Annotated in this window: 9 protein-coding genes; 4 read left to right on the top strand and 5 right to left on the bottom strand. The window is 69.3% G+C overall.

Going from position 1 to position 8,643, the window contains the following annotated elements:
* Window positions 1–110: 110 nt before the first annotated feature.
* Window positions 111–509, bottom strand: coding sequence for a winged helix-turn-helix transcriptional regulator (locus ACWEPG_RS10695; RefSeq protein WP_450117026.1), 399 nt, complete (start codon window positions 507–509; stop codon window positions 111–113).
* A gap of 126 nt (window positions 510–635) precedes the next feature.
* Between ACWEPG_RS10695 and ACWEPG_RS10690 the strand changes: the two genes are divergently transcribed.
* On the top strand, window positions 636–1,490 hold the full coding sequence (locus tag ACWEPG_RS10690; RefSeq protein ID WP_452594362.1) for an SDR family oxidoreductase: 855 nt from the start codon (window positions 636–638) through the stop codon (window positions 1,488–1,490).
* An 88-nt stretch (window positions 1,491–1,578) separates the two neighbouring features.
* On the opposite strand, the gene ACWEPG_RS10685 is transcribed toward ACWEPG_RS10690, so the two are convergent.
* Window positions 1,579–2,118 carry a carboxymuconolactone decarboxylase family protein gene (locus tag ACWEPG_RS10685; RefSeq protein WP_450117028.1) on the bottom strand — a complete coding sequence of 180 codons (540 nt, stop codon included), beginning with the start codon at window positions 2,116–2,118 and terminating at the stop codon, window positions 1,579–1,581.
* Complete coding sequence (locus ACWEPG_RS10680; RefSeq protein WP_450117029.1) at window positions 2,115–2,984, bottom strand: SDR family NAD(P)-dependent oxidoreductase; 870 nt, start codon at window positions 2,982–2,984, stop codon at window positions 2,115–2,117. Before ACWEPG_RS10680 ends, ACWEPG_RS10685 begins: the two co-directional genes overlap by 4 nt.
* A gap of 193 nt (window positions 2,985–3,177) precedes the next feature.
* On the opposite strand from ACWEPG_RS10680, the gene ACWEPG_RS10675 reads away from it, so the two are divergent.
* Window positions 3,178–4,419, top strand: coding sequence for a lipase family protein (locus ACWEPG_RS10675; protein ID WP_452594361.1), 1,242 nt, complete (start codon window positions 3,178–3,180; stop codon window positions 4,417–4,419).
* A gap of 52 nt (window positions 4,420–4,471) precedes the next feature.
* Here ACWEPG_RS10675 and ACWEPG_RS10670 read toward each other — a convergent pair whose 3' ends face one another.
* Window positions 4,472–4,951 (bottom strand): MarR family winged helix-turn-helix transcriptional regulator, encoded by a 480-nt coding sequence (locus ACWEPG_RS10670; protein ID WP_452594360.1) that lies wholly within the window; start codon window positions 4,949–4,951, stop codon window positions 4,472–4,474.
* Between the two features lie 110 nt (window positions 4,952–5,061).
* Between ACWEPG_RS10670 and ACWEPG_RS10665 the strand changes: the two genes are divergently transcribed.
* Entirely contained in the window at window positions 5,062–6,297 is a 1,236-nt protein-coding gene (locus tag ACWEPG_RS10665; protein ID WP_452594359.1) for a multidrug effflux MFS transporter, read from the top strand.
* A gap of 68 nt (window positions 6,298–6,365) precedes the next feature.
* Here ACWEPG_RS10665 and ramB read toward each other — a convergent pair whose 3' ends face one another.
* On the bottom strand, window positions 6,366–7,784 hold the full coding sequence (gene ramB / locus ACWEPG_RS10660; RefSeq protein WP_452594358.1) for an acetate metabolism transcriptional regulator RamB: 1,419 nt from the start codon (window positions 7,782–7,784) through the stop codon (window positions 6,366–6,368).
* Window positions 7,785–7,998: 214 nt separating this feature from the next.
* Here ramB and ACWEPG_RS10655 point away from each other — a divergent pair, with 214 nt between their 5' ends.
* Window positions 7,999–8,637 (top strand): VWA domain-containing protein, encoded by a 639-nt coding sequence (locus tag ACWEPG_RS10655; protein WP_452594357.1) that lies wholly within the window; start codon window positions 7,999–8,001, stop codon window positions 8,635–8,637.
* Window positions 8,638–8,643: the final 6 nt, after the last annotated feature.

Raw genomic sequence — 8,643 nt, 5'->3', positions numbered from 1 at the left:
GTGGCGGGCCACTACACGGTGCGGTATCGACGCACACCGCCCGGATGGCGGAACGTGCACCGGCCGGAGGCGGCGGTTCGACGCGACCGCGCAAACCGCGCACGAGCGCGTCAGCGTCTCTTGTCGTATCGCTCCTGGTCGACGATGATCTCCGGCATCTGCGATTCCACGAGGTCGATCAGGGACTGCAGCTGCGCCGCGACCTGCTCGCCGCGCGCGGTGAGGCTGTATTCGACCTTCGGCGGGATCGTTTCCTGGACGTCGCGGTGCACGAAGCCATCCCGCTCGAGCTGCTGCAGCGTCTGCGAGAGCATCCGCTCGCTGACCCCGTCGACCCGTCGGCGAAGCGCGCTGAAGCGGTAGGGTCCCTCGCCCAGGGCGACCAGTGCGAGCGTTCCCCATCGGCCGGTGACCGCGTGGATCACGTCGCGCGACGGGCAGGCGCGCTCGAACACGTCGGCCGCGAAGTCGAGGCCGGGTTCGGATTCCGGCAGGTCGGGGACACTCATGCGCCCAGATTACTACCAGCGAATCGGATAGCGCTAACAAGATAGATTGCACTTACGAAAAATAAGTGCATGATGGAAGGTGCGACGCATGAAGCGTCAACCCGTCTGTTGGAGGAGCATCCCGTCATGACCATCGCCGTCACCGGAGCAACCGGACACCTCGGCCGTCTCACCGTCGACGCCCTGCTGGCACGTGGCGCGGCACCCGCCGACCTCGTCGCGGTGGTCCGCGACGCGGACAAGGCGGCAGACCTCGCCGCCAAGGGCGTGCAGGTGCGGGTCGCGGACTACAGCGACCCCGCGGCGCTCGAAGCCGCACTCGCCGGCGTCGACAAGCTGCTGCTGATCTCCGGCAGCGAGATCGGGCAGCGTGTCCCGCAGCACACCAACGTGATCAACGCCGCCAAGGCCTCCGGTGTCGGGTTCATCGCCTACACCTCGCTGCTCGACGCGCAGAACAGCCCGCTCGGAATGGCAGCCGAGCACAAGGCCACCGAGGACCTGCTCGCCGCGTCCGGCATCGACCACGCCCTGTTGCGCAACGGCTGGTACTGGGAGAACTACACCATGGACGTCGCCGGGACCGTCGAACGCGGTGCGCTCGTGGGTGCCGCGGGCGAGGGCCGGGTCGCCGGAGCCGCCCGCGCCGACTTCGCCGAGGCCGCCGCCGTCGTGCTGCTCGCCGACGACCAGGCAGGCAAGGTGTACGAACTCGGCGGCGACGAGCGGCTCACCCTCGCCCAACTGGCCGAGAAGATCTCCGAGGCCGCAGGCAAGACCGTTGTGTACCAGGATCTTCCGACCGAGCAGTACCAGGCGGTGCTCGAGGGCGCCGGGATGCCCGCCGTCTATGCCGCGTTGCTCGCCGGCTCCGACGCCGGTATCAAGGTCGGTGCACTCGACACTGAGAGCGGTGACCTGCAGCGGCTCATCGGCCGCAACGCCACGCCGACCGTCGACGTCGTGCGTGCCGCCATCTGATTCCCGCCTCGGCCGCAGGGCACCTTCGTGTGGTTCAACCGCGCGAAGGTGCCCTTCGGCCGTTCTGGTGCAGGTGGTTGGTGCCCACTCAGCGGAAGGTGTCGCGTCCGATGCGGAGGGTGTCGATGGTGGTGGCGAGCATGTCGTACTGCCCGACGAGCAGCACGAACTCGATCATCCCGCGTTCGTCGAGGTGGACGGCGAGCGCGGACCAGGTGTCGTCGCCGATATTCTTCGTGCCGATCAGCTCGTCGACCGCAGCGAGCATCGCGCGGGTGCGGTCGCTCCAGCCGTCGGCGTCCGGGCCGATGAGCACCCGGGCGAGCAGTTCGGCGGTGACGCCGGCGCGGCGGCCGAGCCGGATGTGGTGGTCCATCTCGTAGTCGCAGCCGCGCAGGTGTGCGATTCGCAGGATCACCAATTCCGTTTCGTGCCGGGAGATCCGACCCCCGGGCCGCAGGACGGTTGCCGCGAAATGCAGCCAACCGCGGTAGGTGCCGCCCGCGCGGCCGAGTGTGCTGAACACCTTCGCGTCGGGTGTTCCGGACGCGAGTGAGACGACCCGCCACACGACCCAGTTGACCGGCCCGAGCCGGCGCAGGCGTCCGGGGGCGATCCGCGCGCTCATCGGGTCCGGTCCGGGAGCTGCGGCAGCCGCGTCGTGAAGCGCGCGCGCTCGGTGCGGGCGATCGCCAGGGCCGCCGCCATCCTCGGCTGCGGACGAAGGTCGATGACGCGCTGCGCCGGCACGCGCAGGTGCACGACGCCGCCGACCCAGCCGGGCGCGTAGATCCGTCTGCGGCGCAACGCGATTCCCTTCTCCAGTGCCGATACCGCCGTCTCCATCGGAGACACCGCCGTGAACATGCCCGACCATTTGATCTTGTCGGCTGCGGCGCTGTCGAACCCGATGGTGATCATCTCGGTGTCGATCTCGCCGAGGTAGCCGACGCCGACGCGGGTGCCGAGGTGACGCATCTCCACGCGCAGCGTGTTGCCGAGCGCCTCGACCGCGGCGGCCGTCGCGTTGTACGCGCCGAGCAGCGGCAGGTGGACGGCCGCTGCGCCGGCGGTGACGAGCAACGCGTACCCGTTCGCGTGGCCGAGATGCTCACCTGCGGCGCGCAGTGTGTGGTAGGTCCCCATCAGGTTGACCTCGACGATCTGCCGCATCACCTCCGGGTCGCCGCCGACCATCGGCAGCTGCGCCCCGACACCGGCGTTCGCGACCACCACGTCCAGGCCGCCGAGCTCGTCGACCAGTTCGGCGACCGCGGCCTCGACCGCGGCGCGGTCGCGGACGTCGCAGTGACGCCACGGTGCCCGGCCGCAGGTGACGGCGACCTGGTCGAGTAGTTCCGGTTCGAGTCCGAGCAGCGCGACCCGGGCGCCGCGCCGATGCAGGCGGCGGGCGAGCGCCGCGCCGATGCTGCGGGCCGCGCCGGTGACGATGACCCGGCGCCCGGCCAGCTGCTCGTCCAGCCCCCTTGCCATGGCGTCCCCTCAGGTGTTTCGTGGTGCGACGGTGCATTTCGTCCGATTGGCAAACTAACACCGGACCTGCGGCATCCGGTGCACATTGGCGGCTCCGCCGCCCGGTGGCATTCTCTGCACCGGAAACCGCAAGCACGTCACCGCAGGCCCGAAGCGCCCCGACAGCTCGGTCGATGTGCCCTACCCTTCAGATATGGGCATTGCCCGTCGGGTGGGGGTGGTGGTTGCCGCGCTGCTGTTGGGCACGGGGACGCTCGCGAGCGCCACGGCCGACCCGATCACGGATCTGATCCACCCGCCGCACGATCCCGCGCTGGTGGCGCCGACCCCGCTCGACGACCCCTGGTACGACCCGCCGCCGGGATTCGAGTCGGCGCCGCCGGGAACGGTCCTCGCCGCCCGGCCGGTGACGGTGCGCCCGCTGGTCACCCTGGTCTCGTCGACGGAGGTGCTGGTGCGGTCCACGGATTCGAAGGGGCGCCCGGTCCCGGTGGTGACCACCGTCATCGTCCCGGCCGCGCCGTGGACCGGGCCGGGGCCACGGCCGGTCGTCGACTACAACATGGCGATCGACTCGCTGGGCAACACGTGTGCACCCTCTTACCAAATGCCGCGCGGGCAGGCCCTGGAAGTGGTTGGAGTGCAGTACTTCCTCGCCCGGAACTACGCGGTGGTGGTTCCCGACCATCAGGGCCCACGGCAGGCATATGCCGCGGGCCGGATGGCCGGGCACGCGGTGCTCGACGCCGTCCGGGCCGCGGTCTCGACGCCCGCGTTCGGCCTGACTCCGGACGCACCGGTCGCGATGACCGGGTACTCGGGCGGTGCGATCGCCACCGGGTGGGCGGCGGAACTGGCGCCGACCTACGCGCCGGAATTGCGCGTCGTCGGCGCGGCGCTGGGCGGCACACCCGCCGACTACAACCTGCTGCTCGGGTCGCTGGACGGCAGGAACCTGGCGTCGGGGGTGCTGCTCGGCGCCACCCTCGGGGTGGCCCGCGAGTACCCGGAGCTATACCCCCTGTTCAACGACAACGCCTGGCGGCTCGGGTCTCTCGCCCGTGACCTGTGCCTGTTCGGCTTCGCGGTTCCCGGTGCGCTGGTGCCGATCCGTGCGCAGCACCTGTCCGACGTGCCCGACGTCGTGCACAACCCGGTGGCGCAGGCGGTGATCGCGGACAACCGGCTCGGCGCGCAGGCCCCGGCCGCGCCGATCCTGCTGTACCACGGCCGCCACGAGTTCTGGATCACCCGCCAGAACGCCGAACATCTCTACGCGGAGTGGTGTGCGGGCGGCGCCGACGTCCGGCTCGCCGAGTATCCGGGCGAGCACCTGATCGTCGCGATCGCCGGGATTCCCGAGGCGTACCACTGGATCGACGCACGGCTCGCCGGGGTGCCCGTCGAGCCCGGCTGCTCGAGCGTCGTGCGGTGATCGGTCGGGTCGCGGCGATCGGTTGATCTTCGGGGGCGCTGTGTGCGGCGGATCAGTCGGTCGCCATGGAGCCGAGCCGGGCCAGCAGCGGTGCCGCCTCGACGAGCTTGACGGCGTCTTCCGGGCTCATGTCGGCGAGCAGCCTGCGGACGCCGTCTGTCCACATTTCGTCTATCCGCTGGTTGTTGCGCACGGCCAGCGGGGTCTGGTGCAGCCGGTGCGAGCGTCCGTCTCCGGGGTCGGCCCGCCTCTCGACCAGTCCGCGCTCGACCAGGTGGCGCACGGTGGTGCTCACGTTGCTGCTCTGCAGGCCAAGCAGTCGGGCGATCTCGGACACGGTGCTGCCCGGCCGCTCCGCCAGGACACGGAGTACTTCGATCTCGGACTGGGGGAGCCGCGACAGTCCGGCTTCCTGCTCGCCGAAACGGCGCAACGTCCACACCAGTGACCGGGCGGTCTGCGCCAGGTGCCGGGCGACCTCGTCGCTCACGACATGGTGTTCGCCGTCACCTGCGACCGCTGAATTCGACACGAGACCAGCTTAGTCGGTAATCTAGATATAAATTTAGATCTAAATCTAGACATTCTTTCCGGACTCGGGCACGAAGGGCTGATGTGAACCAGCAAGGAAGCGACATTGCATTGGACGCGCCAGACCTGGCGCACGCCGATCACCCGGGGGTCACGTCCTCCCCGGTTCCGCCGAGGTTGATCGCGACGCTGGCCCTGCTGGCCGCGGTCGCGCCCCTCGCCATCGACATGTACCTGCCTGCCTTCCCCGAGATGGCCGACGAGTTCGGCACCGGCGCGTCCGCGGTGCAGTTGACCCTCACGACGTTCCTGATCGGCCTGGCACTGGGGCAGCTCGCCTTCGGTCCGCTGTCCGACAGGTACGGCCGTCGCCCGATGTTGCTCATCGGCACCCTGGTGTGCACGGTGTTCAGTGCGACATCCGCCCTCGCGCCCACCATCGAACTGCTCGCCGCGTCTCGCTTCCTGCAGGGCTTCGCAGGCGCCGCGGGCATCGTGCTCGGACGTGCCGTGATCTCCGACCGCGCCACCGGTGCCGCCGCCGGCAAGCTGTTCGGCCTGCTGGTTGCCGTCAACGCGGTCGCTCCCGTCGTCGCGCCGCTGCTCGGCGGCGTGTTCGTCACCAACTTCGGGTGGCGCAGTGTGTTCTGGGTGCTGACGGTGCTGTCCGCGCTGATGTTCGTGGCCGTGCTGGCACTGGTCCCTGAGACGCTTCCGAAGGAGGAGCGGGCCACCGGGGGTGTCTCCTCGATGCTCGGTGACGCTCGCACCATCCTCGGCAACCGACGCTACGTCGGGTTCACCCTGGCGTACGCCTTCGCGTTCGGCGTGATGTTCGCCTACATCTCGGCGTCCCCGTTCGTGCTCCAGGACGTCCACGGACTCGCGACGGGCTGGTACACCGCCGTGTTCACCGCCAACGCCCTCGGCCTGGTCGTCTTCAGCATCCTCAACAACGTCGTCGTCGGCCGGATCGGCGACCGGGCGACCCTGCGGATCGGCCTCACGTCGCTCGCGGTGTTCGCGGTCCTGATGCTGATCAACGCGCTCGTCGGCCCGGCGCTGTGGCTCACCCTTGTCGCCATGTTCGGCACCATGGGCAGCCTCGGTCTGGTCATCGCCAACGCCACCACGCTGGCGCTCGGCGAGGCGCACCACCACGCAGGCACCGGTTCGGCGGTCCTCGGCACGCTGCAGTTCCTTCTGGCCGCACTGATCTCGCCCCTCGTCGGCATCGGCGGCGAGGACACCGCTGTCCCGATGGCCATCGCCATGGTCGTCAGCGTCCTCATCGCCCTCGGTGCCCTCGCCCTCACCCGCGGGCGCACGGCGAACCACGCCGCCTAGGGACCCGCCCGAGACGCGAGAACATCGAGCCGCCCCGGATCACGCCGATCCGGGGCGGCTCGCCCCGGTCAGGTCTCGGCGATCAGGTACGGCGACACCGAGCTGCGGTGCTCGTTGATGTCGAGCTCCTTGCCGAGCGGCGGGAACGCCCGCTGCGGGCAGTTGATGCGTTCGCAGACCCGGCAACCGGCACCGATCGGTGTTGCGGCGGCGTCGGATTCGATGTTCAGTCCGTCGGCGTAGACGGTGCGATGCGCATGCCTGAGTTCGCAGCCGAGACCGATCGCGAAGGTCTTGCCGGGCTGCCCGTATCGGGTCGCGCGCCGCTCGACGGTGCGGGCGATCCACAGGTAGCTGCGCCCGTCGGGCATCTGCGCGATCTGCGTCATGATCTTGCCGGGATAGGCGAACGACTCGTACACGTTCCACAACGGGCAGGTGCCGCCGCTGGTGGAGAAGTGGAATCCGGTGGCGGACTGTCGCTTCGACATGTTCCCGGCCCGGTCGACGCGGACGAACGAGAACGGCACCCCACGCAGCTTGGGTCGCTGCAGCGTGGACAGTCGGTGACAGATCGTCTCGTAGGACTGCGAGAAGAACGCCGACAGCCGCTCGATGTCGTAGCGGAAGTCCTCGGCGATCTCGTGGAACTGGCTGTACGGGAGCACGGTCGCGGCGGCGAAGTAGTTGGCCAGGCCGAGCTTTGCCAGCGACCGGGAAGCGTCGGAGGTGAAGTTGCCCTCGTCGACGAGCTTCTCGATCAGGTCGCCGCACTCGAGATACGCCAGTTCCGCGGCGAACTTGAACACCTTCTGCCCGCCGGACAGGTGCGGGGAGATCTCCAGCACCCGGGCCTCCGAGTCGAACCGGTGCAGGACGCCCTCGCCGAGGTCGATGCGCTGGACGATCTGCACGTCGTGCGTCACCTGTAGTCGCTTGGCGATCTCACCCGCGACGTCGCCACGGTGGAACCGCATTCGAGCAGTGAGATCTTCTGCGGCCGTGTCCAGCTCGTGCAGGTAGTTCTGGCGCTGGTAGAAGTAGTCCCGGACTTCCTCGTGCGGCATGGTGATCGAGCCGGAGCCGCTGCCGTCGCTGAACCGGTCCTCGGTCGCGGCGGCCAACTGCGCGGTGGTGTTGCGGTACCGGCGGTGCATGTTCACCACCGCTCGCGCCAGGGACGGGTGTGCGGAGACCATCTCGGCGAGCTCCTGAGGGTCCGCGTCGATGCCCATCTCCTGGTCGAGGGCCACCTCGCGCAGTTCGGCGATCAGCCGGGTGTCGTCCTGGGAGGAGAAGAAGGTGGTGTCGACGCCGAACATCTCGGTGATGCGCAGCAGCACCGGGACCGTCAGCGGCCGCACGTCGTGCTCGATCTGGTTGAGGTAGCTCGCCGAGATCTCGAGGGTCTTGGCCAGTGCCGCCTGGCTCATGCCCCGTTCGGTGCGCAGCTGGCGGAGGCGTGCCCCCACGAAGGTCTTGGCCATCACACGAGGTTAGAGCCGCTCCCGATCCTTCGCAACCAGGGGTTAGCACGATTAGCTCCATCCCTTTGCGGTGCTGGCGGTCTGTTGTCCCGGGGTGCGTCCGCCGCGGCCGCGGTTCGGTGGCGCCCCGCACCTGTCGGTGGCCGATGGCATTCTGTCGGGCTGGCCACGAGGCGGGCGCCGATCCGTCGGCTCGAACGCACCAGGAGGTCTCATGACCAACCCGAACCTGACCCTGATCGCCGTGCTCCTCGACCGCTCCGGGTCGATGCAGGCGATCAAGTCCGACACCGAGGGCGGCTTCGACGCCTTCATCGCCGAACAGCGCATCCAGCCCGGTGCGGCCGTGGTGACGCTGGCCCAGTTCGACAACGACTACGAACGGGTCTACCGGTCGATCCCGATCGAACAGGTGCCGCCGCTGGAGTTGCGTCCACGGGGCAGCACGGCACTGCTCGACGGGATCGGCCGGTTCACCACCGAGATCGGCGAGGAGCTCGCGGCGCTGCCCGAGCACGAGCGGCCGGGCACCGTGATCGTCGTGGTGATCACCGACGGTCAGGAGAACGCCAGCACGGAGTGGAGTCTCGACGCGGTGAAGTCGGCGATCACCCGGCAGGAGCACGAGTACGCGTGGGACTACGTGTTTCTCGGCGCGAACATGGACGCGGTGTCGGTCGGCGCGGGCATGGGATTCGCCCGCGACAAGTCGATCACCTACGACGCGGCCGGCGAGTACGTCGGAGCCGCGTACTCGGTGACCGCCGGCTATGTCAGCCGCAAGCGCAGCGCGCCGATGGGTGCGTCCGTCGCGGGTTTCTCGGACCTTGATCGCTCGGTGACCCGGGAGTAGTCGCGG

It is taken from the genome of Rhodococcus sp. NPDC004095, from assembly GCF_053604015.1.
The sequence above is the reverse complement of the archived record's forward strand: the minus strand, read 5'-3'. Positions and strand labels throughout refer to the sequence as shown.

Coding starts and splice junctions, on each gene's coding strand:
- ACWEPG_RS10695 (WP_450117026.1), bottom strand. CDS start 509: ATGAGTGTCCCCGACCTGCCGGAATCCGAACCCGGCCTCGACTTCGCG.
- ACWEPG_RS10690 (WP_452594362.1), top strand. CDS start 636: ATGACCATCGCCGTCACCGGAGCAACCGGACACCTCGGCCGTCTCACC.
- ACWEPG_RS10685 (WP_450117028.1), bottom strand. CDS start 2,118: ATGAGCGCGCGGATCGCCCCCGGACGCCTGCGCCGGCTCGGGCCGGTC.
- ACWEPG_RS10680 (WP_450117029.1), bottom strand. CDS start 2,984: ATGGCAAGGGGGCTGGACGAGCAGCTGGCCGGGCGCCGGGTCATCGTC.
- ACWEPG_RS10675 (WP_452594361.1), top strand. CDS start 3,178: ATGGGCATTGCCCGTCGGGTGGGGGTGGTGGTTGCCGCGCTGCTGTTG.
- ramB (WP_452594358.1), bottom strand. CDS start 7,784: ATGGCCAAGACCTTCGTGGGGGCACGCCTCCGCCAGCTGCGCACCGAA.
- ACWEPG_RS10655 (WP_452594357.1), top strand. CDS start 7,999: ATGACCAACCCGAACCTGACCCTGATCGCCGTGCTCCTCGACCGCTCC.